We start from the raw sequence: 25776 nt of genomic DNA on the forward strand, positions 1-25776 counted from the left end.
ACATCGCCGCCCGGGAACGCGTGCCCGTAGGACAACACCTCTACCCTGGGGAACGCATCGGGCACCCCTCCTGCGAAGGCGGCATCGCCACCGGCACCCATGTCCACCTGGCGCGCAAGTTCAACGGCAGTGGATCGCCGCCGACGGGGCGTTGCCCTTTTTGTCAGGGTTGAGGTTTTTAATTAGACGAGAGCGTTCGGAAACCTCCTAAACATGGGCGAGTACCATACTGCGACGGCGGAGCCAATCCGGGCGTTGATAGCGCCGGGCCGCCGGGGCCACCGCCAGAACCGCAATGTGCGTCAGCAAGACATCCTGGGTTACCCAAACTATGGTATAACCTTGAAAGTCCTTCAGCCCAAAGTGGCGCTTGAGCCGGGCAAAATGGCGTTCTATGGCACCCCGAGGACCCAAGACCGGCCGCCGCCATGGCCCGATGAAGAAAGGCGTGGTCCACTGCTGCTTTCCTCGTCGCCGAGGGTGGTAATCTACGGCCGGATGCGCGCCAACCCATTGGGTGACCACGCGGAAAAAGCGCCGGTCAAAGGAGGCGGCATCGGCATAGACTACCCAGGGCAGCAAGCGAAACAGGAGTGCTACCAGGCCAACCCACAGCAGCCCACCACGCTATCATGGGACATTGGCCGGGGTGACGGCCACAAAAATGAGGAAGCTGGGTGACCTGGCAAAGCCCCCATGCACCTTGGAGCCCCAAACGGCGCGCCGCCGGGCGTAGGTCACCCAGGCTGCGTCGGGGTCGTCCCGGCGCCAGGCTTGCAGCAAGGTGGAGTCCACCACCAAGGCCGTTCCGGTGAGCACGCCCAAGCGGATGAGTTGGGCGGCCAAACCCAGAAAGAAGAACACCAAGGGCCACAGGCCCAGGGCTTGGCGGCGCGTCCGGTGTGCCCCTGCTGTTCGGGCAGCCCCAGGGCCTGGGCCAGGGTGGCATCGGTGGCAACCCAGTCCACCATTTGACGATACGATTTGCGTCCCAGGGCCTGCACCACCGCCATCAGCAAGATGCTGGTATCGTGGTAAAGGCGCGGTTGGCCCCCCCGGCCCTTGGGGAAGGGCCCGGGGCCCGGTGCCGCAACCGCCGGGCCATGGACAAGGCCCAGGCCACACCTCGTGGGCATGAAGGACAGCCCATCCCCGGGCCGGGCCCAGACGCAAGCGCCCTTGGCGTTGAGCCACAGCCGGCAAAGCACCCTTGTTACCAAAGCGCGGCACGAGATGCGCGAAGAGATGGGCTATAATTGCTTTGCGCATTAGGCCACTCCAAGGTAGAGGGTTGTTCTCTTCAAATCCCCCATTTCCCCGGAGCGGTCAATTTTTTCTGGCGAGCAGTTTCCGAACGCTCTCGTCCAACATTTTTCCCGGCGAGAAAGGGTTGATCCCCTCCACACTACCCCAATTTCCCCCCGAAGCCTTGCGAAGGGCCGAGGGGGGAAAGGTGGGGATGTCCAGTCCGGCCGGCCTCCATCCAGGAGTGTAAGAACACGAAAAAGCCCTGATGCTCCATGTGGAGCGCCTGGCCGAGCGCATCCTTTTCCTCGGCGGCGAGGTCGAGATGACCGCTTCCGCACCGGTGAGCAAAATCCACGACCCGGCGGAAATGTTGACCAAGGCCCGCGAAATGGAAATCCAGGCCATTCGTGACTACAATACCTGGGCCCAGGAAGCCGCCGCCAACGCCGACTTGGGCACCAAGCAAATCTTCGAAGCCCTGATCAACGAAGAAGAAACCCACTACGGCCGGTTTGACACCGAGATGCAACACCTGGCCAAATTCGGTGCGAACTACCTGGCCTTGCAGGCCATTGAGGGGAGCAAAACGCCTCCCGCAGCCGGAGGCCAGGGGACGTAACCGCTTCTTTTGAAAGCCGCCCGTTCCCAAATCAACCTGTCCCCCCAAGGGCTGCCCAGCACCCCGGCAGCCCTTTTCCCTGTGCTATAATCGGGGGCATCAAATCTCCGTTTCTTCCCGAGGGAAATCTCTATGCTCAAAAGGTTGGTCAGACTCTTTGGGGGGGATCCCGTCAAACGTACCCTCCAGGCCTATCTTCCTTTGGTCGATCAAATTAACGCCTTAGAAACCACCTTTGAAAAAGAATACAGCGACGCAGCCTTGCGGGCCAAAACAGTAGAGTTCCGCCGCCGGCTGGCCCAGGGCGAGACCTTAGACGACCTCCTGCCCGAGGCCTTCGCCGTGGTCCGCGAAGCATCCAAACGCACCATTGGGTTGCGCCACTATGATGTGCAGATTATCGGTGGCGCAGTGCTGCATCAGGGCAAAGTGGCCGAGATGAAAACCGGCGAAGGCAAAACGCTGGTGGCCACCTTGCCTCTGTACCTCAACGCCCTCACCCTGAACCCGGAATGGGTCGAACAGGCCCGCGAGCGGTGGGGCGACGATCCCGAAAAGTGGACCTTCGAACCGCTGGACGACATCCCCGTGGGACGCGGGGTGCATCTGGTGACGGTGAATGATTATTTGGCCCGCCGCGACGCTCGCTGGATGGCGCCCATCTACGATTTGCTGGGCCTCAGCGTGGGCGTGCTGCAAATGGCCTCGCGCACCGAAAACGGCAAGAAGGCCTTCCTCGTCGATTTGACGAAAACCTCCCCCCAGGAGGACCAGCACCAGTTGCGCATGGTGCCGCGCCAGGAAGCCTACAAAGCCGACATCGTGTACGGCACCAACAGCGAGTTCGGCTTCGATTACCTCCGCGACAACATGGCCATGCGCTGGGAGGACAGGGTGCAGCGCGGGCATCATTACGCCATCATCGACGAGGTGGACAATGTGCTCATCGATGAGGCCCGCACCCCGCTCATCATCTCCGGCCCTGCCCAGGAAGCCGCCGAGTGGTATGTGCGCATGGCCCAAATCGTGCGCCGCCTCAAACCGGGCGAGGATGTGGAAATCAACGAACGCGACCGCACCGTCACCCTCACCGAAATCGGCGAGGCCAAGGTCGAAGACGCCCTGGGCATGCCCCTGCGGGATCCCGAACGACCGGAAGACCTCACCCCCGAGCAGGAGCAAATCTGGGGGTATCTGGAGCAAGCCCTCCGGGCCCAGTTCCTCTTCAAGAAAAACAAAGATTATATCGTCCAGGGCGGCAAGGTCATCATCGTGGACGAGTTCACCGGCCGTCTGATGCCCGGCCGACGCTGGTCCGACGGCCTGCACCAAGCCGTGGAAGCCAAGGAGGGGGTGCGCGTCCAGCCGGAGAACATCACCTACGCCACCATCACCATCCAGAACTACTTCCGCATGTACGAAAAACTGGCCGGTATGACCGGTACGGCCGCCACGGAGGCGGAAGAATTCCATAAAATCTACAACCTGGATGTGATGGTCATCCCCACCAACCTGGAGTACCTGGCCGCCCGGCCGGATACCGACCTCATCGCCCTGGAAGCCACCGACGAAGAAGGCTACCGCTACACTTACTACGCCGACAAGAACGACCCCGAGAAAAAGCCCCTCTACTGGAAGCGCAAAGACTACCCTGATGTCATCTACCGCACCGAGGAGGCCAAGTTTCGCGCCATCGCCTGGGAAATCCTGCGCTTCCATGTGCAGGGCCGCCCCATTTTGGTGGGCACCACCTCGGTGGAAAAATCGGAGCGTCTCTCCCGACGGCTCAACGCGGAAAACCTGCGCCGTCTGGCCTTGATCATGCTCTTGCGCGACGCCTTCCTGCGGCAGGGGGATCGGGAGGAAGGACGCCAATATCCCGAACTGGAACCGCTGTACCGTCCTCTGGACAAATTGAGCATGGGCGAACTGCGCAATTACGCCCGCCAATGGGGCATCTCGGCCAACCCCGAAAAAGAGGACAACCTGGAGCGGCTGCGAGACCTGCTGCTGCCCACTCCCACGGAACAAAGCCGCTGGGAGGAGGTCAAACCCCGGCTCATTCAGGCGCTCCGCGCGGGCATTTCCCATCATGTGCTCAACGCGCGCAAACACGCCGAGGAAAGCCAGATCATCGCGGGCGCCGGTGCCTTTGGCGCGGTGACCATCGCCACCAACATGGCCGGTCGCGGTGTGGACATCAAACTGGGCGGCGAACTGGCCGAGGAGGTGCTCACCGCGGTCAACCGGGTGCTCAAGCGGGCGGGGTACGCCGACCCGTACGACATGCGCCTGGAAGAGCGCTACCAGGCCCTGAAGGAACTCGCTTCTGAGCAGTACGGCATCTACGAAGCCGAGGTCCGCCATTTTCTGCAGTACATGGACGACATGCGTCGGGTGCGGGAGGTCGGCGGTCTGCATGTCATCGGCTCCGAACGCCACGAATCGCGGCGTATCGACAACCAGTTGCGCGGTCGCGCCGCCCGCCAGGGGGACCCCGGTTCCTCGCGCTTTTTCCTTTCCCTGGAAGACGAACTAGTGCGCCTCTTCGGCGGTCAGACTTTGGAAAATGTCATGGCCCGCCTGCAGGTGGACGAACTGACGCCCCTGGAGCACGGGTTGGTCAACCGCCTCATCGAACAGGCCCAGACCCGGGTGGAGGGCGCCAACTTCGACATGCGCAAACACCTGCTGGAATACGACGATGTGCTCAACCAGCAGCGGGCCAAAATCTACGCCCAACGGGACCGCGTCTTCCTCAAAGACGACCTCACCGAAGATGTCAACGCCTTGCTGGAGGAGGAAATCCGCCAGCGGGTGGCCGAGGTGGTCGCCGAGCCGGAGGGCGCCTGGCGCCTGCTGGCCTACCTGGAGCAAATCCAGCCCACCCTTTCAGCCGGGCCGCGCCTCTACCCCTCCTACACCATGTACCTCCTGCTGGAAGAAATCCCACCGGAGGCCCGCCAGGACGAGGCGCGTTTGCGTCAGGCCCTCCTGGATGTGGCCCGGCGCGCCATGGAAGCCGAACACGGCCACCTGCGCACCTGGACCGAAAACCTGATCGCCACTCTGGACGAACACCTGGACAACCTGCTGCGCGAACGGGAGGAGGCGCTGGACACCTTCCTCGAGGGGTTGTCGCTGAGCGAGTCCTTCCCGCGCCGGGAAGAGGTGCAGCAGGAACTCCAAAGCATCCTGCAAATCCCTGTGGCGCTGAAACCCGCCGAATGGCAGGCCCTGCAGGAGGACCCCTGGAGCATCAAAGAGGACTTGTTGGCCGAACTGGAAGCCTACGGCGTCGAGCGCAACCTCAAGCGGGCCCTGACCACCTTGCAGCGGATAAGCGGTACCGAACTGGCCCCTGCTGGAACGCTCTTACGCCGCATGGAAGAGGAGGACCTCACCTGGGGCGAGGTGGTGTTGCAGACCCTGGACACCGTCCTGGCGCGGCGTGCCGAGCGGCTCTTCGGCCCCGCCGGGAGCATCCCTGCCGATCTGGACCTGGAACTGAAGCATCTGCTGCGGGAACGCCCACCGCTGAGCGCCACGCCGGCCACGGATGCAGAAATCCTGGTGCTGCTCGGTCGCCTGCAAGAAGGCCGGCAAACCACTTTCGACCGCAAGACACATCGGGCCATCAAAGTGGCCACCACCCGGCTGCGCTACCTTTACCTGGCCGCCACTCTGCTGGATGTCCAGGACGCTGAGGCCGTGGCCGAGGAGGTGCTGGAACACCTGCAGGAGGCCCAAACCTTTCGCCAGGAGGCGCTGGGGGCCGAGGAATGGGCCCGACTCAAAGAGGTGCCCTCCCGCCTGCTACCCCCAAAAACTCAGCGTGGGCTACGCCAGGCCCTGGGCGACGACACCTTGCAAGCCCACTGGGACACCCCCCTGGGCGTGTTCCCCGAGCCGTTGCACCAGCCCCTGGTGCAGGAGTTGGGGCGTCAGGTGCTCACCGAAATCTACCGCGCCCTGCTCCTCCACAGCATCACCAACGCCTGGGTGGAGTTCCTGACCCGCATGGAGGCCCTGCGCGTCTCCATCGGTCTGGAAGCCTACGCCCAGCGGGATCCCCTGGTGCAGTACAAGGCCAAAGCGTTCGAGGAGTACGAACGCCTGATCCGCGAAATCCGGGCCGGTGTGGTGAATCACCTATTCACCTACCGCCCCGCCGGGGTGCAGATTCAAGCCCCAGGCCGAGGAGAGACGGCCAGCGAAGCGACCCAGACCGAAGAGCCTGCCCCCGCCTCGGAGGGGAGCAGCGCCCCGGCCCCAACAACGGCCTCTTCCGGTGGCAAGAAAAAGCGTCGCCGACGCCGCCGAAAGAAAAAATAAATTTCAGGAGAGATCATGGTTCGCAAAAAGGTGCACCCTGTATCCACGCCGCGTCCCCAGACGCGTTTCTCCCCCGGCTGGGTGGCCAGCCTCCTGGTCGCCCTGCTGGTGGGCCTGTTCGCCGGGTATCACTGGGGATACACCAACGCCAGGCAACAGCAAGCCGCTGCGGTCACGCCGCCGCCCAGCCGGGCCAACGCCGTCCCGGCGAACAACGAGCCCCAGCGCTTCGAGGTCTCGGCCGACGACGACCCCGCCCGCGGGTCGGAAGACGCGCCGGTGGTCATCATCGAGTTCTCGGATTACCAGTGTCCCTTCTGCCGCCGCTTCCGCCAGCAAACCTTTGACCGCCTTTTCGAAACCTATGGCGACCAGATTCGCTTTGTCTATCGTGACTTTCCGCTGACGCAAATCCATCCCGAGGCGGTGAACGCCGCCATTGCCGCCAACTGCGCCGGGGAACAGGGGCAGTACTGGGCCTATCACGACAAACTTTTCGAGCAGGCCCAGGGATTGAGCCACGAGGCCTACCTGGCTTACGCTAAGGAACTGGGGCTGGATATGGAAGCCTTCCAGGCCTGCCTGCAGGACCCGGCTCAGGAGAAGGAAGTGCTGGCCGACTGGGATGCCGGTGTCCAACTGGGCGTTACCGGAACCCCCACCTTTTTTATCAACGGGATCCCGGTGGTGGGTGCCCAGCCCTTTGAAGTGTTTCAGCAGATCATCGACCAGGAATTGCAGAAGTCCCCTTGAGGGGGGCGCCCCCCATGGGCCGAGAACGGCCCCCTGAGTCCGGCCCAACGAACAACCCCCGGAGGCGGTCGCCTTCCGGGGGTTGCGTTTACCGCCGGGGAGCGGTGAGTGGTTCCTTGAAGTCGTACAGACCATCCCGCACGGTCCAGATTGCGCCGCAGGCCGTGCAGGGCAAACGGTCCCCCTCCTGGTGCAGAGGCTGGCCACAATGCGGGCAGCGGAAGAACGCGCCCTCACGGGCAACCGGGGTGTCGCCCACGGCGCGGGCGCGTAGGAACACCGAGGGGGTCAGTTGCCACCAGTCGCCGGTGTATTGGGCCAGGGCGTCCAGGTTCACCAGCACGACCAGCGGCACCAGGCGCTTGAGCAGGCCGAGGCGGAAGTGCGAGACGGTCAGCCGACGCTCGACGGCAAACCCGACCTCGGCCAGCCAGGCCTCCACCTGCCGGGGGTGAAAGTCGAAGTTGAGGGGGGCAAATTCCACGGGATCGAGGGTGAAGGGATTCCAATTCTGGCGGCGCAGCCACCAGCGCAGGATGGCCTTGAGATTTCGCTTGTTGGCGAACTCCAGGATGAAGGTACCCTGGGGACGCAAAACCCGCCGCACCTCGGCCAGCACCCGCGGGGCATCGGCCATGTGGTGCAACACGCGGATCATGGCGGCCGCATCGAACAGGCCGTCCATAAAGGGCATGGTGTAAGCGTTGGCGGCCACATAGAGATAGCGTCCCTCGCTCCCCAGACGCTCCTGCGCCTGGCGCAACATGGTGCGCGAGTAATCCAGGAGCACCACCCGTCGAAAGTGCCGGTAGCGCGGGGTGTTGCGCCCGGCCCCGGCCCCTACTTCCAGCAGCCACTCACCCCCCTGGCCCCGGAGCAAGCGGCGCAAGGCGATGGCCTCGACCCGGTCCTCATAGGCCCGGTTGGCCTGCTCCCAAAAGCGGCGCTGATAATCCGAGCCTTCGTAATCGCAGACCGGGGGCAAATCCGCCGGGGACGCAGGTTCAGGCGGCATGGCCTTCTCCTCCGGCGGCAGGTTCGGACGGGGCGGCCTCTTCCGCCTCCTCGCCCACCGCCCGCTTAGCGCCGTTGTAACCACGCCCAACGCCCCGATAGAAGAAGCCCAATCGCTTCATGGTCGCCGGATCGTAAATATTGCGCCCATCGAAAATCACCGGCTGCTTCATTGCTTCGCCCACCCGCTCCAGATCCAGTTGCTTGAACTCGTTCCAATCGGTGACCACCACCAGCGCATCGCAGCCCCGGGCCAGCGCGTAGGGGTCGGAGCACATCTCCACTTCGGGGAGGATGGCGCGTGCGTTTTCCATGGCGATGGGATCGTACGCCCGCACTTTGGCGCCCTCGCGCAATAACCCGCGGGCGATGTCGATGGCCGGGGCCTCGCGCATGTCGTCGGTGTTGGGCTTGAAAGCCAGGCCCAAAAGGCCTACGGTCTTGCCCTCCAGGCTGCCGCCCAGCATTTCTTTGACGCGCTCCACAGCCATGCGCCGCCGGTCGGCGTTGATTTCCATCACGGCGTGGAGCAGTTGCGGATGCCGGCCCTGAACCTCGGCCATGTGGGCCAAAGCCTTCACATCTTTGGGGAAGCACGAGCCGCCGTAACCCAATCCCGCCTCCAGGAAGAGCGGGCCGATGCGCGGGTCGTATCCCATGCCCACGGCCACCTCTTTCACATCCGCGCCCAGGGCTTCGCAAATGTTGGCGATTTCGTTGATGAAGGAGATTTTGGTCGCCAGGAAGGCGTTGGAGGCATACTTGATCATCTCGGCGGTGCGCAGGTCGGTGAGAATGATGGGCGCGCGCAGCGGCAAGTGCAACTGGGCCACCTTTTCGGCCGCCTCGGGGTCCGTGGAACCCAAGACAATGCGATGCGGGTTCATGAAATCGTGCAGAGCCGCCCCCTCGCGCAGAAATTCAGGGCACGAGACCACGGAAAAGGGATGCGTCTCACGCTGATGTTTGCGGATGATGTCGGCCACCCAATCGCCGGTGCCCACGGGCACGGTGGATTTGTTGACCACGATAAGGGGGCCGCTCATGTTTTCGGCGATGGACTTTGCGGCAGCCTCCACATAGCGCAGGTCGGCCTCGCCATCCACGCCCTCAGGCGTCCCCACGGCGATAAAGGCAAACTCGGTGCCTTCCAGCGCCTCGGCGTAGGAGGTGGTGAAACTCAAACGCCCGGCGTGGACATTGCGGCGCACCATCTCCTCCAACCCGGGCTCGTAAATGGGCATCTCGCCCCGCTTGAGCATGGCAATTTTCTCTTCGTCAATGTCCAGAGCCACCACGCGATTGCCCAGGTCGGCAAAGGCAGCCGCGGTGACCAAACCGACATAACCGACGCCAACCACAGTGATCTTGCGCATCTCGCTCTCCTTCGCTTAGAGATGAGGTTTTGTGCAACACAAAAGCGGCCCCGCCACTGGCGTGCGCTGTGCGCGGAGGCCCCATCGGTGCACCGATCCCTCGCTGAGAAGAAACCCCTTGCGGTAGCCACCCGGCCCATTGACAGCGTTCCTCTCCTCGATGTTCCCCAACGCAACGGGCGACGACCGCCGCCAAATGATACCACAAGCCCGCTGAAGACACCCACACCTATCCACACCTATCCCTGAGCCTCACCTTCCGCTGCGGCCATGGCGCGGTAACGCGGGGGCAACACCCGCGCTGGCGGCCAACGCGGCCCGACAGGCTGGGAAACCGCCGCGCGCACGATGGCCTGCAACATGAACACATCATAGGCCGCCCAAAACACATTGATCAGGATCCCCACGGCGTCGGTGCGCCAGCCCAACCCCAGGGCCACCAGGCCAAACAAAATGCTCAAAAGCAACAGCACCAGCACGGCCAGTTGAGGCACCACCAGGTGGAGGTAGACCCCCTGCCTGCGCTCCTTGGGCGTGACGCGAAACCCCATCCGCCGCCCCCCGAAGGCGATGACCACGGCCTGGATCCACAACGGGAACAACGCCAGGTTGTACTGCTCTCCGCGCAACGGTTTCATGCCCCAGGCGGCAATCATGAACATCAACTGGTTCATGAGCAGGTAAGGCACAATGCGCACCAGGAAATCGCCGGCAAACGAAACCACGGGCGCGATGCCAAAAAGCAAATAAATCGCCGGGGCCAGCAGATAGACCACACTGGCGAAACCAGAAAAATAACTGTAGATGGTCATGAAGTACTGCAAGCGCTGCCCAAGGGTCAGCCCGGGCAGGGTCAGGGGGTTGTAATGCAAAAAGACCTGCAAGGTGCCCACCGCCCAGCGCAGGCGTTGTTGCAACACACTGCCCAAATCCTCCGGCGCCAGGCCGTAGGCCAGAATCTCCGGGTGGAAAACAGACTTCCAACCCAAAGCGTGGAGTTGCAGGGCCGTGGCCATGTCTTCGGTGATGCTCACCGTCTCCAAAGCCTGGATGTCCAACGCCTCTCCGCTCTCCAAACGCAGGGCCTGGGCCACGGTCTCGTCCAGGCCCAGCGCCTCCATCGGGGGAGCCGCCACCTCGCTAAGGTCATACAGCAACCCCCACAACCCTTTCTCGATGGCCTGCCCCACCTCGTGGGTCGTCTCGACGGCGACCACGCGGGTGGACGTGGCTGCGGGGCCCAAGGCCCCGCGCAGGAACTCCAGCAAACTGAAGGGTTCAGTAAACACCTGGAAGATTTTCTCCGGTGCCACCCCTACCAACTGCTGCAATTCGCTCATCGCCGAGAGGTCCTGACGCCGGATTTCTTCCTCGAGCTTCGCCTCGGACAACGGCGCTTCGAGCAGGGCGACCACCTCTTCTGGGGTCCCCAGCACCTGTTCCACCGTATCCGCCTCCACGCCCAGGGCTTCCACCCGCTCCACGGCCCGCTGCTGCTCCAGGGCACCCATGGCCTTCAGGTCGGCGGCGATGCGCTTCAAATCCTCCAGGATGATTTCCCGCTGGATATCCTCCACTTCTTCGTTGAAGCGCGCCAAGATAGCCTCCAGCGTCATTTCTCCCTCACGGAGGGCCTGCGAAGCCTCAACAGCAGCGCGGGAGATTCGCCGGGCGTAGTGGCGAAAACGGCGCGGGATGCGGACATGGCCCATTTGCATCCGCACGGGCAACTCGCTGATGGCCCGAAGAATGCGGCGCTCGGTTTGCCGCACATACCGCCAGATCCCCAAATGCAGCAACGCCTCTCGCCGCAACACCGCATTGGTGCCAGTAAAGAAGGCGGCGTTCCACCCATCCTTTCCTTGCTGAATGGGGCCGTAGAACAGCGGGGCCTGGCTACCAAAGGGGTCTTCCTCGCTCACATTGTAGAAATACTGAGGGGTCTGGACAAAGGCCACCTTTGGGTCGCGGAAATACCCCAGGGTGCGATCCAGGATTTCAGGCGCAGGCACCTGATCCGCATCCAGAATAAGGATGAACTCCCCCGAGGTGCGCAGCAGGGCATTGTTGACATTTCCCGCCTTGGCGTGCCGGGGTTTGCCTTCCCACTCCGGACCTCGGGTGATGTACCCCACCCCCAGGGTGGCGCACAGCGCCCGAAATTCGGGGCGGTCGCCGTCGTCCAGCACATAGGTGCGATGAGGGTAGCGAATGCGCAAAGCCGCCTCCACGGTGAGGCGAACAAGATCCAGCGGTTCATTGTAGGTGGTGATGAACACATCCACCGTGCGCCCTTCTGGCAGGGGCGGAGGCTGGCGGCGGAAAGTAGGCTTCCACAGGGTCATCACAAAAAGCAGGGTGCCGATGAAGGAATAGGTCTCCGCGGCCAGCAAAGGCAGGGCAAACCAGGGCGCTTCCCAGTTGATGGAGCGGGTGTAGCGGAAAGAAAAATAATACAACCCCAGGAAAAGGGTGCTCACCGCCACCAACCGGATGACCCACATCCGCAGCCGGAACCGCACATAGGGGTCGTGGGGCAACCAGGGATCCAGCAAGCGGTTGATCATCCGCTGGAAGCGGTTGTAGCGCAAGAACTCAGTGGACGATGCCATAGCCCGTCATCCATTTCATCAATGCGAAGAGGAAGGTGAACTTCTGGGAAAGGTCGTAGAGGAAGAGGTACCCCACAAAGTAGAACGCCCCGGGGTAGCGATACACCAGAGAAAGCACAAAGTCATAGATGGGGCGCAAAAAGCGCTCGGCCAGCAGGAACAACCCCAGGCTTCCAACGCCGATGAGTGCCCCGCCCAGCATATCGCTAGGCCAGTGAAACCCCAGCGCAATATGCAAGGCGCTGAAATATCCCATCAAGGCCAGCATCAACCAGCCGGCGCGTCGCTGAAGCGTCCAGAGCCCCAACGCCAGGGCAAAAAACATCACCGCGTGGTCGCTGGGAAAAGCGCCCTGGACCGCCAAGCCGGAGGTCACCCTTCGCCAGATTTGCGGTGGGATGGGGATTTGCAAAGAGAAAACGGCAAAAGGTCGCACCCGGGGGACCATGCCCTGGAGCACCGACGCGGCGAAGAAACTGGTGATCAACGCGCCAAACACGCTCAACACCCGACGGCGCGCTTCTAAACGGGTGACCCGCGCCGAAATGGGGATCACCCCCGGATCGCCATAAAACCACATCCAGGTCAGCCCCATGGCCGCGACCATCCAGGGCAGGCGGTCCGAAACAGTCAACGCATGATAAAACCGGTCGGGGCTTTGCGCTACCCAGCGGTTCAGGACCTGCAGCAGCCATACATCGAGCATCATCCAATTCATAGGTTCCCTCTACCGCCGCCGGGCGTCAATGAGGAAAATAAACCCCCAGCCAGGTCGCCAGAAGACCAAAGAACCACGCCATGCGTTGCGAAAGATCCAGCAGGATCAGCAGGCCCAGGGCATAAGCCCAATGAGGCCGGGCATCCACCTGCATCAACAAGGGGTTCAACAACCAACTCATCTTACGGCGCAAGGCAAAGGCGATGGCCAAGCCCATCATCCCCAAAGCGAAACCGGCCACCATGTCGGTGGGGTAATGATAGCCCAGGGCCACCCGCAAGGCGCTGAAGAACATCACTCCCAAAAACACCACCCCGCTCCAGCGCCGCGAGACCAGCCAGACGCCCGCGGTCAGGGCGCCCCAAAAGGCAGCATGGTCGCTGGGGAAGGCCCCATGTTGCTGACGGAACACCTCCACCACCTGCGCCCAGACCGTCGGGTCAATAGGCGCCTGCAAGGGCATCCAGGTCAACGGCACGGGGCGCGCGGTCCAAAACGCCAGAGGACGCGCCGCCGCGAAGGCCAGCACGGCACCGATGAGGGTGGTCAGCACCGCCAGACGATGCCGATACACCTCGTCTTCTTCGTCCCACTGCTCCGCCTGCTGCTCCCCCTGGGCAAACCACAGGGCCACCAGGATGGCGCTGGCCAGGATCCAGGGGGTCACATCCGAGAGAAACAGCGCCGCATGGAAGTACTGGGGCTTGAGCGCAATGAGGTGATTCAGCCACAAAACCGCAGACTCATCCCAACCCATGCCGCCTTATCCTTCGCCTCATTCGAACACTTCTTCCTCGGCCTCTTCCTTGCGTCCAAACCAGCGTCGGCCGAAGAACACAATGGCCCAAACCGCCAGCGCCGTAACCACGATGGCGGCGGTGATCACCATCCAGGGCTTGGGCAATGGGAGCAACGGCTCCCGTTTCACAACCACCGGTTTGAATTCCGGCGACTGCTCCACCGCGCGGTAGATAACCTGCGTGCGGCCATTGTCGCGCACCAGAGCGACCGAGCCGGGCTCGTCCACCGGCGGGACCTGCTTCAGGAGCGCTTCCAGGGCGCGTTGGGCACCCGCCGAGGTGGCTCCAAAAGCCAGCAAGGCCACCCGGTCTTTGTTCCAGGGCGAGGGACCTTCGCGCAACAGTCCCTGTCCGGGGTCTTGCAAGGCCTGATAAAGCCCTTCCTCGCCGCGATAGCCCGGCACAGCGCCCATTTTCTCCAAAGCCGCCTGCAGCAAGGGGTGCTCCTCCTTGGCCCCGAAGAGCACCACATGCGCCTCAACCAGCCGGGGGTCGTCGGCCTTCACCTGCGCCACCAGCCGAAAGCCCAGGTCAGGGTGACCATAGAGCCCCAGCAGCGCGGACAGGGCCAGTCCCTGTTCGATTTGTTGCGCAACGGGTTGGGGCGGCAAAATCAACAGGGTGGGTTCTATGGCATCCGTGCGCACAAAGGGATACGGGAAAGCCTGCAAATCGGGCAGGGAATCGTAAACATGAGGCACATAAAAGGTGGTATCCGCCTGGAGAATGGTCCAGGCCGCGTCGGGATGCACCACCTCACAATCCTGTTCCCGGAGATAGTTGCCCACCTCCATGCGCACGATGAGCCTCGATGGGACACGGCCCTGCAAATCGCGGTTCAGGCGGGCGACAGGCAAATCGAAGGCCATCTCATGTTGATCAAAATCTGGCCCGGTGCGCACGCTGCCCACCGGCACATCGTTGATGTACACCGTGATGTACGATTCGCGGGAGGTAAGGGCCGGGCTGGTCTGGTAGCGCAAGATGAGTTGGCTTCCCTTATCCCACACCCAGCCGGGGGGGCGATAGAAGTAAAAGTACTCGTTGTGCACCCCCGTCCCTTTGACCTTGCGATCCGTCTCGCCCAACTGGGCAAAAGTGGTCATATCGGTGGACCAGGGCGGCGGCACGGGGGCCACCTCGGGAAGCGGGTCGCCCACAAACTGGAAAGTGCCCTGCAGCGCGGCAAAGGTGCGCGACCGGGCGAAAACCTCTCCAGCCCGCCTGACCCCTTCCTGCGTAGCGCCACTGACCACCAACACATAGCGGGCCGCGTTCCAGGGGGCCATCAGGAGTTGGATCACGCCGTGCCCGGCCGGCGCCACCTGCCCGGCCGCGTCCACAAAACCGCTCCCTTTCCAGGGCGCCGGCAAACGAGCGCCGTTTTCCTGCAGCCAGGGCAATCGCTCCGGTGGCCCCACAAAGATCACCTGGGCATCCGGCACATTCTGAGGGTCGAACGCCGAGGCCAGGATAACCTGGAAGGCCGGTTGGGTGTTGGCCGCCTGGGCCAGACGGGCGGCCAACCATCCTGCGGTGGTCAACTCTGTGTCGGTCGGTTCATCAGGCAAGACAAACACCAGGGGCGGCGCGGGAGCGTACTCCTCGGCCCCCTGCACCACCAGATCCAACGCCAACTGGCCCAGGTCGGGTTTGGGTTCGCGCAACGCGGGGGTGATGGTCAACGCCGTGCTCGGCGCGATTTCCACCCATTGCGCCGGGTTGTTCGTCTCCTCACACACTTCGTCGGTCACCCGCAGGTAGCCCTGAAAGCGCAAGGAAAGGCCCTTGCGCCCCAGCCAGTTAGCCGGGATGGGAATCTGCACCGTGTGCCAGGTCTCATCGGCCTCCAGCGAGATGCTGGCCACCTCCAACCCGTTGGCGATCACCGTCAAGGTGGAACGGGGGCGCAGAAGCGAGGAGGCGCGATAGGTCAGCGAGAGTTCGGCCGGAGAGGAAAAGGCCCAATCCGTTCGAAAGGGGATCCACACCCGAACCGTGCCGTACATCCCCCGGAGGGCCAAAGGCTCGCGATACCCCACTTGCTCCAGGGTCACCGTCTGCTCGCCCGGTGCCGGGGTGCGCTCCAACCTTGGGGCGGCCTGGGCATCGGGGAGCCCCCCGAATAGAGCCAGCCACCCCAACAGCGCGACAAGCACACTCCTTACCCACAAGTGCTGGCGCATGTGTTGTCTCCTTTCTGCATGACGCGGCACACGCCGATCTCCCCCCATCTGTCCCCTGGTAGGCCTCAAGCCTTAACCAAAGATTCGATGGCTTCTTCCACCGAAGGATAGACGCGAAACACGCGATCCAACAAAGTCAATTCAAGCGCCCGCCGGACCTGACCGCCCACCCGGGCGAGAACCAGCGTGCCGTCTTGTTCACGCGCCGCCCGCAAACCCGAGACGAAGAGGCTCAACACGGTGGAGTCGATGAAGGTCACTTCTCCCATATCCACGACGAGTAGCGGTGTATGCTCGGTGGTCAATTGCTCCAGCGTTTTGCGCAATTTGTCCAGGTTACCCGCGTGCCATTTACCTTTCAGGTGCACCACGGCCACCCCCAACATGGGGCGCTCAACCCGGATGGTGAATTGGGCCATACCCTCCATCCTCCAAGGCAAGAGAAGAAGCGGCCATGTAGCCAAAATTATACCAGCAACCCGGCGCCGGCCTAGTGTTGCCCCGTGGGAACGCCCCCTTGAGGCTCCTGCGCGAGGCCCTGGCGGCGTTCGATGGCGAGGCCACTTTGTCCCCAAACACTTGACATCACCCCGTATCCTATTACAATTGCCCCACGCGCGGCAGGCACAAGCCGTGCGTCCCACCGCACGGTCTGCAACGCCCACGTGCGGTGTCGTCTTAGGGGATGACCGCCGGAGACGGTGGGTCCCCCTCGGCCGTCTGCCTGGCAGACTGGCTTCTCTTCCCCTGCCCCTGGGGGGCACAAACCCTGTGCAAAGGAGGTTCTTTATGGAGAAGGTTGTGGCTTCTCTGGGGGACCTTCGGGGGACGGCCGAGCGTAACGCTCTTGGGCGTCACCTGATTGCAGAAATTTGGACCGAGCACCCCCACCTGCTGGACGATTTGGAACACCTGAAGGACGCCGTCAAAACCGCCTGTCGTGCAGGCAACCTGACGGTGGTGGATGTGTTGGCCCATAAGTTTGCGCCCCATGGGGCCACCCTCATCGCGTTGCTTATGGAATCCCACCTCTCCATTCACACCTGGCCAGAGCACGGCTACGCCGCGGTGGATGTGTTCGCCTGTGCGGGAGATCCTGAGCGCGCGCTGGAGGTGCTGGCCCAGGAATTACAGGCCCATCGTGTGGAAATCGTGGATCTGGACCGGGGCCTCCTGCCGGAAGGCGAAACGCCCGTCTGCCGCTTTGAGCCCCACAGTGAAGTACCCACCAGTTTAGCCATATGAATTTCTCTGGCGCAGTGGCGGAAAGCGGCTTCCCTCACCGTTGGGTGCTCACCTTTGTCGAGCACTGGCTGTACCGAGGGAAGTCGCCTTTCCAACAAATCGACATCGGCGAGGCCGGCCCTTTAGGCCGGTGCCTCTTTTTAGACGGCTGGCTGCAACTGGCCGAAGCGGACGAACACATTTACCACGAACACCTGGTGCTCCCGGCGCTGCTGGCCCATCCTCATCCCGAACGGGTGCTGGTGTTGGGCGGCGGGGATGGGCTGGCCGTGCGAGAGGCGTTGCGGCACCGCGCGGTGCGCCAGGTGACCATGGTAGACATCGACGAGCAGGTAGTCACCGCCTGCCGCACCCACCTAGGGTCGCTCCAACAAGGCGCGCTGGATGATCCCCGGGTGCAGGTGCTCATCAAAGACGCGCGCCGCTACCTGCGTCAAATCCCGGCACGCTTCGATGTCGTGCTGGTCGATCTGGTGGACTTTACTCCGGATAGCCTCGCGCTCTACGCCGACATCCTGGACCACCTTCCGCGCGTGCTGCAACCCGGAGGCATCGTGGTGGGCCATGGGCCGGATCCCGGCCCACCCCACTTCACGGGGCTGTATCTGGTGGCCTTCCTGGGCCAACGCTTCCCTGCCACGGCGTGGTTCACCGGTTTCGTGGGCAGTTTTGGCGAACCATGGACCTTTGTCTTTGCCGCGGCCCAACCTCTTTGGGCCGCGCTTTCACCCCGCGCGTGGCAGGAGCGGGCCAAAGCGTTGGTCACCCCCCCGCGCTCCTTCCTCCCCGAAAACCTGCCCGCTATGCTGCGCCACCCTTCCGCCGAGGAGGAGCGCATCCGGCGCTTCGGCCAGCGTCCCATCACCACCCTTCCTGAACCCGCCTGGCATGCCCGGGTGTTGCATGCTGGGGCCGCCCAACGGCTTTTCACGGCACTCCGCCCCCCTGAGGAGACCTGAGCACACCCGGCCCCGGCCCAAAACCCGGGGGCTTCGAACGAAAACGCGCGGCCAGATGGCCGCGCGTTGGTTTTGCCAGGCTCCCTCGGGGTCAGAAGAACAAGGGGTACTTCTGGGGATTCACCTCGTGCATCATGCGATACACCTTGAAGAAAATCTCTTCCACATTGGGTTTGGAGAAGTAATCCCCGTCAAAGCCATAGGCGGGGCGGTGTTCCTCGGCCGGAATGGTCAGCGGCGGCGAATCCAGCCACTGATAGCCCCCCTGTTTCTCCAGCACTTCCTGCATCATGTACGCCGTGGCCCCGCCAGGCACATCTTCGTCGGTGAACACCACGCGGTTCGTCTTCTTCAGCGACTCCACGATGCGCCCGTGGATATCAAAGGGCAGCAAAGACTGCACATCGATCACCTCGGCCTCAATCTCCACCTTCGCCAGTTCCTCGGCGGCCTGTAGCACGATGCGGCACATCGCGCCGTAGGTCACGATGGTCACATCGCGCCCTTCTCGCAACACCTCGGGCACGCCCAAAGGCACGGTGAACTCGCCCAAGTTGCTAGGCAGTCGCTCCTTGAGCCGGTAACCGTTGAGCACCTCGACCACCACGGCGGGATCGGGGCTTTCGGCTTTGAGCAGCGTATTGTAAAAGCCCGCGGCGCGGGTCATGTCGCGGGGCACCAGCACATGCATCCCCCGCACCAGGTGGATCAAGCCGGCCATCAGCGAGCCGGAGTGCCAGACCCCCACCAGGCGGTGCCCCCGGGTGCGCACGATGACCGGCGCGATTTGCCCACCGGCCGAGCGCCAGAGCATGGTCGCCAGGTCATCGGACATGATCTGCAGGGCGTACAGCAAATAGTCCAGATACTGGATTTCCGCGATGGGCCGCAGCCCGCGCACGGCCAATCCAATGGCCTGTCCGATGATGGTGGTCTCGCGGATGCCCGTATCCGAGACACGCAACGCACCGTACTTGGCCTGCAGGCCCTTGAAAGCCTGATTCACGCCGCCCAGGTAGCCCACATCTTCGCCAAAGGCCACCACCCGCGGGTCACGGGCCAGGGCGATGTCGAAGAAGCGGTTGAGGAGCTGGAAGCCCGGCAGTTCGGGGGCGTCGGGCGCATAAGTGGGCTTGACTTCGGGTACATACAAGGCCGAGGTGGGCCAGGGGTTGTAGAGATGGGAGCCGTAGCGCTGCCGGTTCTCTTCTTCATGGCGTTGTCGCCAGGCGATGAGCACCTGCTTTCCGGGGTGGGGATCGTCCTTGAGGGCCAGCAGCGCCCTGCGGGCGGCGGCTTGAATGTCCTTGCGCAGCAGTTGCTCCTTTTGCAACAGTTCCTCTTTGATGCGGCGCAATTCCTCGGCGTGGGCCGAGGTGGCGGCCACCTCATCCAGAATATCGGCGAATTCCTGTGCTTCGCGCCGCATGGGGGCAAGGAAGTCGGCATAGGCTTGCTTCTGCACCCGACGCACATAGTCCCGTTCTTCTTTCTCCAGGGCGTCCAACTCGGCTTCGGTGGCCAGATGCTGCGCCAGAATCCACTCCCGGAACTTGCGCAGGGCATCGTGCTCTTCTTCCCACTTCAGGCGCTCTTTGGACTTGTAGCGGGTGTGCGTCCCCGAAGTGGAATGCCCCTGAGGTTGCACCAAATCGGTGACATGGATGATGGAAGGCACATGCTCTTCGCGGGCCAACCGCCCGGCTTGCTGATAAACCTCCACTAGAGCGGGATAATCCCAGCCTTTGACGGTGAACAGTTCATAGCCCAGCCGATCCGGCCCTTCCCGTCGAAAGCCCGAGAGAATGGCCGAGAGGTCCTCTTTGGTGATCTGATACTTGTTGGGGACCGAGATGCCGTACCCGTCATCCCAGATGGAGATCACCGCCGGGGCTTGCAGTACCCCGATGGCGTTCACCGTTTCCCAAAACATGCCCTCGGCACAGGTAGCGTTGCCGATGGTGGCCCAGGCCACCTCGTTGCCATTGCGCGAGAACTGGGTGAAGCGCTTGAGTTCCTCCAGTTGACGGTAAAGCACCGAGGCGTAGGCCAGCCCCACCAAACGCGGCATCTGGGAGCCGGTGGGCGAGACATCGGCCACGACATTGTAGCGATCTATTTGCGGCTTCCAGGTGCCATCCGGATTGAGGAAGGGCGCGCCAAAGTGATTGTTCATGTTGCGCCCTCCCGTGGCCGGGTCATAGGAGGTGTCGGCATGGCCGTAGAGTTGGGCGAAGAAACCCTCCAGGCTGAGCAGCCCCACAGCCATCATGAAAGTCTGGTCCCGGTAGTAGCCTGTGCGCCAATCCCCCTTACGGAAGGCTTTGGCCCAGGCGATTTGAGCGATCTCCTTCCCGCCGCCGAAGATACCGAACTGGGCGTGGCCCAGCATCACCTCCTGGTAGCCGATCAGGCTGGCCTGGCGGCTGCGATAGGCCAGCCGATAGTCGGCCAGGATTTCTTCACGGGTGAGGGTAAGGTCGCCGATTTGTACCTCATCAAGCAACGGGGCGGTTTCGGCCATGGTTCTCTCTCCTTTCTGCAAAGGTCGGCCTCCGACTGAGCCCTGGTACGGAATGCTAACGAGCGGCTCCGACCAGCCGGGGCCCGGCGCTGGGAAGGGTGCGTGCCCCGACTCACCGTCCCGGACAGGGAAGCGGAGGCTTCCTATGAGGTTGTCAAAGGGCCATGCCCCGGCTGGTCACCGGGGAACGGGGACGCGAAAGCGGGGCGGCAGGCAGGCCCCGCCTCGCTCAGGGGAACACAGGTCAAATGTGAATGGCGTGCCCCTCGGCGGCGTGTGCCGCTTCCATGAGGACCTCGCTCAGCGTGGGGTGAGCGTGCACATTGCGGGCGATCTCCGCGCTGGTGAGTTCCATCATCCGCGCCAAGGTGAGTTCGGGCAGAAGTTCGGTCACTTCGGGGCCAATCATCTGCGCCCCTAAAATCTCGCCGTATTTGGCATCGGTGACAATTTTCACCCAGCCCTGGGATTCACCCAACCCCAGCGCCTTACCGTTGGCCTGGAAGGGGAACTTACCCACCCGGACCTCATAGCCCCGTTCCCGGGCCTGGGCCTCGGTCAGCCCAAAGGACGCCACCTGGGGAATGCTGTAGACCGCGCGCGGCATCATCTCGTAGTCCAAGGCCACGCTTTCCGCCCCCGCGATGTTCTCGGCGCACACGATGCCCTGAGCCGAGCCCACGTGGGCCAGCATGAGTTTCCCGGTCACATCGCCGATGGCCCAGATGCCGGGCACATTGGTCGCCATGCGCTCATCCACCTCAATGGCGCCCCGTCGGTCCAGCCGCACGCCCAACGCCTCCAAGCCCAGGCCGGCGCTGTTGGGCCGGAACCCGATGGCGAGCAGCGTCTGCACCGCTTCCAGCGTCTTCTGCTCGCCCTTCTCATCGCTGACCGTGATCCAGACGCCCTTGTCCCCGGCCTCGACCTTCTCTACCTTGTGGCCGGTGAGGCTCTTAATGCCGCGCTTGGCAAAGGCCTTCGCCAACTCCTTGCCGATTTCCTCGTCCTCCAGCGGCAACAAGCGGGGCAGCATCTCGACCAGGGTCACCTCGACGCCGTAAGCGTTCCACACGGTGGCGAACTCCACCCCAATGGGGCCAGCCCCGATGATGACCACCGATTTGGGCAGATGAGATTGCAAAATGGCCTCGCGGTAGGTCAGCACCCGCTTGCCGTCGGGCTCCACACCGGGGAGAAGGGCCGGCCGGGCTCCGGTAGCGACCACAATGTTTCTAGCCTGCAGGGTGGTCACCTTACCATCGTTGTCGGTCACTTCCACCGTCTCCGGGGCCACAATGCGCGCCGTGCCCATGTGGACCTCAATGCCGTTTTTGCGCATGAGGAAGGCCACCCCCTTGGTCAGCCGCTGGGAGACCCGCCGGCTGCGCTTTACCGCGGCCGCGTAATCCAGTTTCAGGTCGCTGAAGGTGATGCCGTATTCCTTGGCGTGGCGCTTCAGCAGCAAGGCCAGTTCGGCGTTGCGCAACAGCGCCTTGGAAGGGATGCAGCCCACATTGAGGCACACCCCGCCCAACCATTCCTTGTCCACAATCGCCGTTTTCAACCCCAACTGCGCGGCACGAATCGCACTGACATAGCCAGCAGGACCGGCACCAATGATGAGCACATCGTACATGGTGTCCTCCGAGTGGATGAAGTTGCCAAAGCCGGATGGCGATCAGCCCTCGATGGGCCAGTTTTCCAACACCTCAACGATTTTCGCGACAAACATATCGGCCATCGCCCCGTCGATCAAACGATGGTCGAAGCTCAACGAAAGGTACACCATGGGGCGGATGGCGATACTGTCGTTGCCCCAGTCATCGGTGACCACCACGGGGCGCTTTTTGATGGCGCCCACGCCCAAAATGGCCACATTGGGCTGGTTGATGATGGGGAAAGCAAACAACGAACCGGTCACACCGTGATTGGTGATGGAGAAGGTGCTCCCGGAGATGTCATCAGGCTGCAATTTACGGTTGCGGGCACGCTCTGCCAGATCGTTCACCGCTCGGGCCAGCCCCAGCAAAGAGAGTTCGTCTGCGTTCTTGATCACCGGCACGATAAGTCCTTCCTCGCCCAGCGAAACCGCCATGCCGATGTTGATCTGGCGGTGCATGACCATTCCCTGGTCGCTCCAGGAAGCGTTGACGATGGGATAGGCCTGCAGCGCCTGAGCGGCGGCGTACACGAAATACGGCGTGAAGGTCAGGCGCACCCCGGCCTGGGCAAAGGCTTCTTTGTGCGCTTTGCGATGGGCCACAACACGGCTCAGGTCGGCCTCGAACACGGTGAGCACATGGGGCGCCGTGTACTTGGAGTACACCATATGCTCGGCGATGGACTTGCGGATGCGGTCCAGGGGCACGATGGTATCGCCCGGCAGCGTGGGCACAGGCCTGGCTTTGAGGCCCGCCGGCCCGCTCGGGGTCACCGTGACCACCGCAGGAGCCACCTCGCCTGCCGGCGGGGCTGCCGGTGCCGGTGCCGGAGCGGCCTGCCGCTGGGCCAGATAGGCCAACACATCCTCCTTGGTGATGCGCCCCCCCAGCCCGGTTCCTCTCACCTGACTCAGGTCCACCCCGTGCTCATTGGCCAGTTTGGCCACCAGAGGCGAGATGAACCCCAGTTGAGGATGCCGCCCGGGCTGGTAATGCACCTCCACGCGCGGCCGAGGCGGAGTTGCCTCAGGAGCAGGAGCGGGGGCCTCAGGTGCCGAGGGCACCGGGGCAGCCTGGGGAACGGCCCCCGCCTGTGGGGTCCCGGCCTGCACCTCAGGGGGAGACGCCGCGGTCTGGGGTTTTGGCGCTTCTTCTTCGGGGATGGCTTCCCCCGATTCGCCGATCCAGGCCAGCAAACCACCCACCGGAACTACCGCGCCTTCCGGCGCCAGAATCTTCAGCACCACCCCGTTGGCCGGGGCGGGAATCTCGGTATCCACCTTATCGGTGCTCACTTCCACCAGAGGCTCGTTTTCCTCTACTGCATCGCCTTCAGCCTTCAGCCAGCGATTCACCGTGCCTTCGATGACGCCTTCACCTAACTGGGGCAACAAGACTTTGACCGGCATGTCTTCCCTCCGAGTGATGGTAAACAAAAGGGGAGCGGTGGCTCCGCTCCCCTTTAAAGGGCGGCCCTACAAAAGAAACAACACAATAAGCATGCGGGCGATGAACAACACGCGCTTTACTCCTTGAGGTGGGTTGCCACGATTTCGGCGATATCCTGGACCGGCGGGGCGCCTTCCCCGGCTTCCTTCGAGGCGTCGTTGAGCATGATCATGCAGAAGGGGCACCCCACGGCCACCGTTTCGGCACCGACGGCCTGGGCCTCGGCGTAGCGGATCAGGTTGATGCGTTTGGTGCCTTCCTCTTCCTTCCACATCTGCGCGCCGCCTGCGCCACAGCAAAGGGAGAGGTCCTTGCTGTGCGCCATCTCGACCAGTTCACCACCGGCCTGCTGCAACACAAAGCGCGGCGCTTCGTATTGTCCGTTATGACGGCCCAGGTAACAGGGGTCGTGGAAAGTGATCTTGCCCAGGCCCTCAGCGTCCAGTTGAATTTTACCATCCTTCAGCAATTCTTCGATGAACTGGCTGTGATGCACTACATCATAGTGGCCGCCGAATTGAGGATATTCGTTCTTCAGGGTATGCAGGCCATGGGGGCAGATGGTGACGATGCGCTTGGGGTTGATCTCGTTGAGCATCTCCACATTGGCCGAAGCCAACTCAAAGAAGAGGTATTCGTTGCCCGCACGGCGAGCCGAATCGCCGCAGCAGGTTTCCTGCTCGCCCAACACGGCGTAATTCACGCCTGCTGCGTTGAGGATCTTGGCAAAGGCGCGGGCGACTTTCTGCACGCGCGCGTCGGTGGCCGCCGCACACCCCACCCACCAGAGCACCTCGGGTTCGGGGTTGTCTTCAATGGTGGGCACTTCCAGCCCTTCGGCCCACTTCATCCGCTCGTTGGGCGGCACATTCCACGGGTTCATGGTCCGTTCCATGCCGCGGAAGGCCTGCTGCCACTGATCGGGGAAGGTGTTCTCCATGAGCACCAGGCTGCGGCGGATGTCCATGATGTCGCGCATGGGTTCGTTGCCCACCGGGCAGACTTCCACACAGGCGCCACAGGTGGTACAGGAGAACACCGCCTCCTCGGATATCACATACTCCCACAGCGGCTGCTCGGTCTCGGCGCCCTGGGCGAATTCGGTGCCGTGCTCGTTGAAGTAATAACGCTTGTTAATTTCCAGCGCCGCAGGAGAAAGGGGCTTGCCCGTGTTGTAGGCCGGGCACACCTCCTGACACCGCAGACACATGATGCACGCGTAGGCATCCATCAGTTGGTACCACTGGAGGTCCTCCATCTTCGTGGCACCAAACTGCTCAATGCTCTCATCTTCAAAATCCAGGGGGGCCAGTTCGCCAATGGAGCGGCGTTCCGGCTTGAGCAAGAAGTTGAGCGGGGTGAAGAAAAGGTGAATGTGCTTGGAGTAGGGGAAGTAAGGAATGAAGAGCATGATCAGGCCAATGGCGATCCAGAAGGAAAGGTGAATCGCCACCGTAAGGGCGGTGGGGCCGAAACCTTGCCAGAGATGGGCCACCGCCGAGGCAAAGGGTTGCCAGGCATCGAGGGTCCCGGCCTCCGCCGCCTCCTGAGCGATCTTGAAACTCTCACCCAAGAAGCGAAAGCCCACATGGAAAAGGATAAACAGCCCCACGATGAGCGAGTCGCGATTCACCTTCCCCTTGCGCACCTTGGGGTGCAGCAAAATGTCGTCGCGAATTTGCAGATTTTGAGGCTTGAGGACAAAGCGACGGATAAGCAGGGCCGTCATGCCCACCAACACGCCCACGCTGAGCAAATCGGCGCCCAGGCGGTAAAGGTCCCCCAAGATGCCGTTCCCCAGAAAGCGAAAACCGGGGATGAAGCCTTCCAGCACATCCCCAAGGTTGACCAACACATAGTACATGAACCCCCAAGCCACAAAAGCGTGGAAGAGGGTCGGCCAAAGGCGCAATTTCCAGGTGGGTTGGAGGGTAAAGGTCTTGACAAGGGCCTCGATCAGGCGCTTGCGGGCCAGGTCCCAATCGGGTTTCCCCTGGCCGCGGGAGATGATACCCACGAGGTGCTGGATGGCTCGCCAGGCTGCGTAAATGGTCGCCAGCGTAGCCAGGATGAAAAGGATCTTTTCGGGCAAAGTCAACATGGCGCTCCCTCGTCGTTGAATTTGGCGTGTTGCCAGCAAAGGCTGACGAAAGCCCCGGAATGGGGGTTTTGCCCTGTCCCTGTTTATGCTCACTGCAGGGTTTCATTATACCAAATCTGAGACAGGCCCCCTGGGAGAGCCCCGGCCGGGAGTTGTGCGAAATGTGCAGGTGT

At 62.7% G+C, this 25776-nt stretch carries 19 protein-coding genes and 2 pseudogenes; 8 read left to right on the forward strand and 13 right to left on the reverse strand.

All coding sequences use genetic code 11. The features are described from left to right. A partial coding sequence (locus G4O04_01785) for a hypothetical protein (GenBank protein ID HEY57269.1) occupies nt 1-173 on the forward strand: 173 nt, incomplete at its 5' end. A gap of 34 nt (nt 174-207) precedes the next feature. Here the strand turns inward: G4O04_01785 and G4O04_01790 are convergent. Together G4O04_01790 and G4O04_01795 are read right to left on the reverse strand one after the other, a co-directional pair. Continuing rightward, complete coding sequence (locus G4O04_01790) at nt 208-582, reverse strand: hypothetical protein (GenBank protein ID HEY57270.1); 375 nt, start codon at nt 580-582, stop codon at nt 208-210. 48 nt (nt 583-630) lie between these two features. Then, nucleotides 631-864 (reverse strand): hypothetical protein, encoded by a 234-nt coding sequence (locus G4O04_01795; protein HEY57271.1) that lies wholly within the window; start codon nt 862-864, stop codon nt 631-633. 649 nt (nt 865-1513) lie between these two features. Between G4O04_01795 and G4O04_01800 the strand changes: the two genes are divergently transcribed. The 5 genes and pseudogenes from G4O04_01800 (at nt 1514) to G4O04_01820 (ending at nt 6955) form a co-directional block, all read left to right on the forward strand. Next, a complete protein-coding gene (locus tag G4O04_01800) occupies nt 1514-1867 on the forward strand; it encodes a hypothetical protein (protein HEY57272.1) in 354 nt (117 codons plus the stop codon). Between the two features lie 132 nt (nt 1868-1999). Beyond that, nucleotides 2000-3379 (forward strand): annotated as a pseudogene (locus tag G4O04_01805) (preprotein translocase subunit SecA). Between the two features lie 666 nt (nt 3380-4045). Then, nucleotides 4046-4669: pseudogene (locus G4O04_01810) on the forward strand (preprotein translocase subunit SecA). A gap of 213 nt (nt 4670-4882) precedes the next feature. Beyond that, complete coding sequence (locus G4O04_01815) at nt 4883-6202, forward strand: hypothetical protein (GenBank protein ID HEY57273.1); 1320 nt, start codon at nt 4883-4885, stop codon at nt 6200-6202. A 15-nt stretch (nt 6203-6217) separates the two neighbouring features. Further along, complete coding sequence (locus G4O04_01820) at nt 6218-6955, forward strand: DsbA family protein (protein ID HEY57274.1); 738 nt, start codon at nt 6218-6220, stop codon at nt 6953-6955. An 88-nt stretch (nt 6956-7043) separates the two neighbouring features. Here the strand turns inward: G4O04_01820 and G4O04_01825 are convergent, their stop codons facing one another. The 7 genes from G4O04_01825 to G4O04_01855 all read right to left on the reverse strand — a co-directional run bounded on the left by G4O04_01825 (nt 7044) and on the right by G4O04_01855 (nt 16080). Then, nucleotides 7044-7970, reverse strand: a complete 927-nt coding sequence (locus tag G4O04_01825) for a methyltransferase domain-containing protein (GenBank protein ID HEY57275.1) — start codon at nt 7968-7970, stop codon at nt 7044-7046. After that, nucleotides 7960-9345: a UDP-glucose/GDP-mannose dehydrogenase family protein gene (locus G4O04_01830; GenBank protein ID HEY57276.1), complete on the reverse strand. Its 1386-nt coding sequence runs from the start codon at nt 9343-9345 to the stop codon at nt 7960-7962. Before G4O04_01830 ends, G4O04_01825 begins: the two co-directional genes overlap by 11 nt. 239 nt (nt 9346-9584) lie before the next feature. Further along, nucleotides 9585-11957: a glycosyltransferase gene (locus G4O04_01835; protein HEY57277.1), complete on the reverse strand. Its 2373-nt coding sequence runs from the start codon at nt 11955-11957 to the stop codon at nt 9585-9587. Beyond that, the gene (locus G4O04_01840) at nt 11941-12675 is read right to left on the reverse strand and encodes a phosphatase PAP2 family protein (GenBank protein ID HEY57278.1); all 735 of its coding nucleotides are present in this window, start codon (nt 12673-12675) and stop codon (nt 11941-11943) included. Before G4O04_01840 ends, G4O04_01835 begins: the two co-directional genes overlap by 17 nt. Before the next feature lie 25 nt (nt 12676-12700). Beyond that, nucleotides 12701-13432, reverse strand: a complete 732-nt coding sequence (locus G4O04_01845; GenBank protein HEY57279.1) for a phosphatase PAP2 family protein — start codon at nt 13430-13432, stop codon at nt 12701-12703. An 18-nt stretch (nt 13433-13450) separates the two neighbouring features. Beyond that, nucleotides 13451-15661, reverse strand: coding sequence for a cellulose biosynthesis cyclic di-GMP-binding regulatory protein BcsB (locus tag G4O04_01850; protein ID HEY57280.1), 2211 nt, complete (start codon nt 15659-15661; stop codon nt 13451-13453). A gap of 65 nt (nt 15662-15726) precedes the next feature. Then, a complete protein-coding gene (locus G4O04_01855; GenBank protein HEY57281.1) occupies nt 15727-16080 on the reverse strand; it encodes an STAS domain-containing protein in 354 nt (117 codons plus the stop codon). Between the two features lie 370 nt (nt 16081-16450). On the opposite strand from G4O04_01855, the gene speD reads away from it, so the two are divergent. After that, on the forward strand, nt 16451-16906 hold the full coding sequence (gene speD / locus G4O04_01860) for an adenosylmethionine decarboxylase (GenBank protein HEY57282.1): 456 nt from the start codon (nt 16451-16453) through the stop codon (nt 16904-16906). Then, nucleotides 16903-17865, forward strand: coding sequence for a methyltransferase domain-containing protein (locus G4O04_01865; GenBank protein ID HEY57283.1), 963 nt, complete (start codon nt 16903-16905; stop codon nt 17863-17865). The genes speD and G4O04_01865 overlap by 4 nt, the downstream gene beginning before the upstream one ends. A 91-nt stretch (nt 17866-17956) precedes the next feature. On the opposite strand, the gene G4O04_01870 is transcribed toward G4O04_01865, so the two are convergent. The 4 genes from G4O04_01870 to G4O04_01885 all read right to left on the reverse strand — a co-directional run bounded on the left by G4O04_01870 (nt 17957) and on the right by G4O04_01885 (nt 25603). Then, complete coding sequence (locus G4O04_01870) at nt 17957-20389, reverse strand: transketolase (GenBank protein HEY57284.1); 2433 nt, start codon at nt 20387-20389, stop codon at nt 17957-17959. A gap of 244 nt (nt 20390-20633) precedes the next feature. Further along, on the reverse strand, nt 20634-22028 hold the full coding sequence (lpdA, locus tag G4O04_01875; GenBank protein HEY57285.1) for a dihydrolipoyl dehydrogenase: 1395 nt from the start codon (nt 22026-22028) through the stop codon (nt 20634-20636). Nucleotides 22029-22070: 42 nt separating this feature from the next. Continuing rightward, the gene (gene sucB, locus G4O04_01880; protein ID HEY57286.1) at nt 22071-23462 is read right to left on the reverse strand and encodes a 2-oxoglutarate dehydrogenase, E2 component, dihydrolipoamide succinyltransferase; all 1392 of its coding nucleotides are present in this window, start codon (nt 23460-23462) and stop codon (nt 22071-22073) included. A gap of 116 nt (nt 23463-23578) precedes the next feature. Further along, a complete protein-coding gene (locus G4O04_01885; GenBank protein HEY57287.1) occupies nt 23579-25603 on the reverse strand; it encodes a 4Fe-4S dicluster domain-containing protein in 2025 nt (674 codons plus the stop codon). Between the last annotated feature and the right edge of the window lie 173 nt (nt 25604-25776).

The sequence above is a fragment of the Anaerolineae bacterium genome, assembly GCA_011176535.1.
Classification (GTDB): Bacteria; Chloroflexota; Anaerolineae; order Anaerolineales; family DRMV01; genus DUEP01.

What these genes read in the sequence shown, in the direction of transcription:
- G4O04_01800 (HEY57272.1), top strand. Translation starts at nt 1,514, where the DNA reads ATGCTCCATGTGGAGCGCCTGGCCGAGCGCATCCTTTTCCTCGGCGGC.
- G4O04_01815 (HEY57273.1), top strand. Translation starts at nt 4,883, where the DNA reads ATGGAAGCCGAACACGGCCACCTGCGCACCTGGACCGAAAACCTGATC.
- G4O04_01820 (HEY57274.1), top strand. Translation starts at nt 6,218, where the DNA reads ATGGTTCGCAAAAAGGTGCACCCTGTATCCACGCCGCGTCCCCAGACG.
- G4O04_01825 (HEY57275.1), bottom strand. Translation starts at nt 7,970, where the DNA reads ATGCCGCCTGAACCTGCGTCCCCGGCGGATTTGCCCCCGGTCTGCGAT.
- G4O04_01830 (HEY57276.1), bottom strand. Translation starts at nt 9,345, where the DNA reads ATGCGCAAGATCACTGTGGTTGGCGTCGGTTATGTCGGTTTGGTCACC.
- G4O04_01835 (HEY57277.1), bottom strand. Translation starts at nt 11,957, where the DNA reads ATGGCATCGTCCACTGAGTTCTTGCGCTACAACCGCTTCCAGCGGATG.
- G4O04_01840 (HEY57278.1), bottom strand. Translation starts at nt 12,675, where the DNA reads ATGAATTGGATGATGCTCGATGTATGGCTGCTGCAGGTCCTGAACCGC.
- G4O04_01845 (HEY57279.1), bottom strand. Translation starts at nt 13,432, where the DNA reads ATGGGTTGGGATGAGTCTGCGGTTTTGTGGCTGAATCACCTCATTGCG.
- G4O04_01850 (HEY57280.1), bottom strand. Translation starts at nt 15,661, where the DNA reads ATGCGCCAGCACTTGTGGGTAAGGAGTGTGCTTGTCGCGCTGTTGGGG.
- G4O04_01855 (HEY57281.1), bottom strand. Translation starts at nt 16,080, where the DNA reads ATGGCCCAATTCACCATCCGGGTTGAGCGCCCCATGTTGGGGGTGGCC.
- speD (HEY57282.1), top strand. Translation starts at nt 16,451, where the DNA reads ATGGAGAAGGTTGTGGCTTCTCTGGGGGACCTTCGGGGGACGGCCGAG.
- G4O04_01865 (HEY57283.1), top strand. Translation starts at nt 16,903, where the DNA reads ATGAATTTCTCTGGCGCAGTGGCGGAAAGCGGCTTCCCTCACCGTTGG.
- G4O04_01870 (HEY57284.1), bottom strand. Translation starts at nt 20,389, where the DNA reads ATGGCCGAAACCGCCCCGTTGCTTGATGAGGTACAAATCGGCGACCTT.
- lpdA (HEY57285.1), bottom strand. Translation starts at nt 22,028, where the DNA reads ATGTACGATGTGCTCATCATTGGTGCCGGTCCTGCTGGCTATGTCAGT.
- sucB (HEY57286.1), bottom strand. Translation starts at nt 23,462, where the DNA reads ATGCCGGTCAAAGTCTTGTTGCCCCAGTTAGGTGAAGGCGTCATCGAA.
- G4O04_01885 (HEY57287.1), bottom strand. Translation starts at nt 25,603, where the DNA reads ATGTTGACTTTGCCCGAAAAGATCCTTTTCATCCTGGCTACGCTGGCG.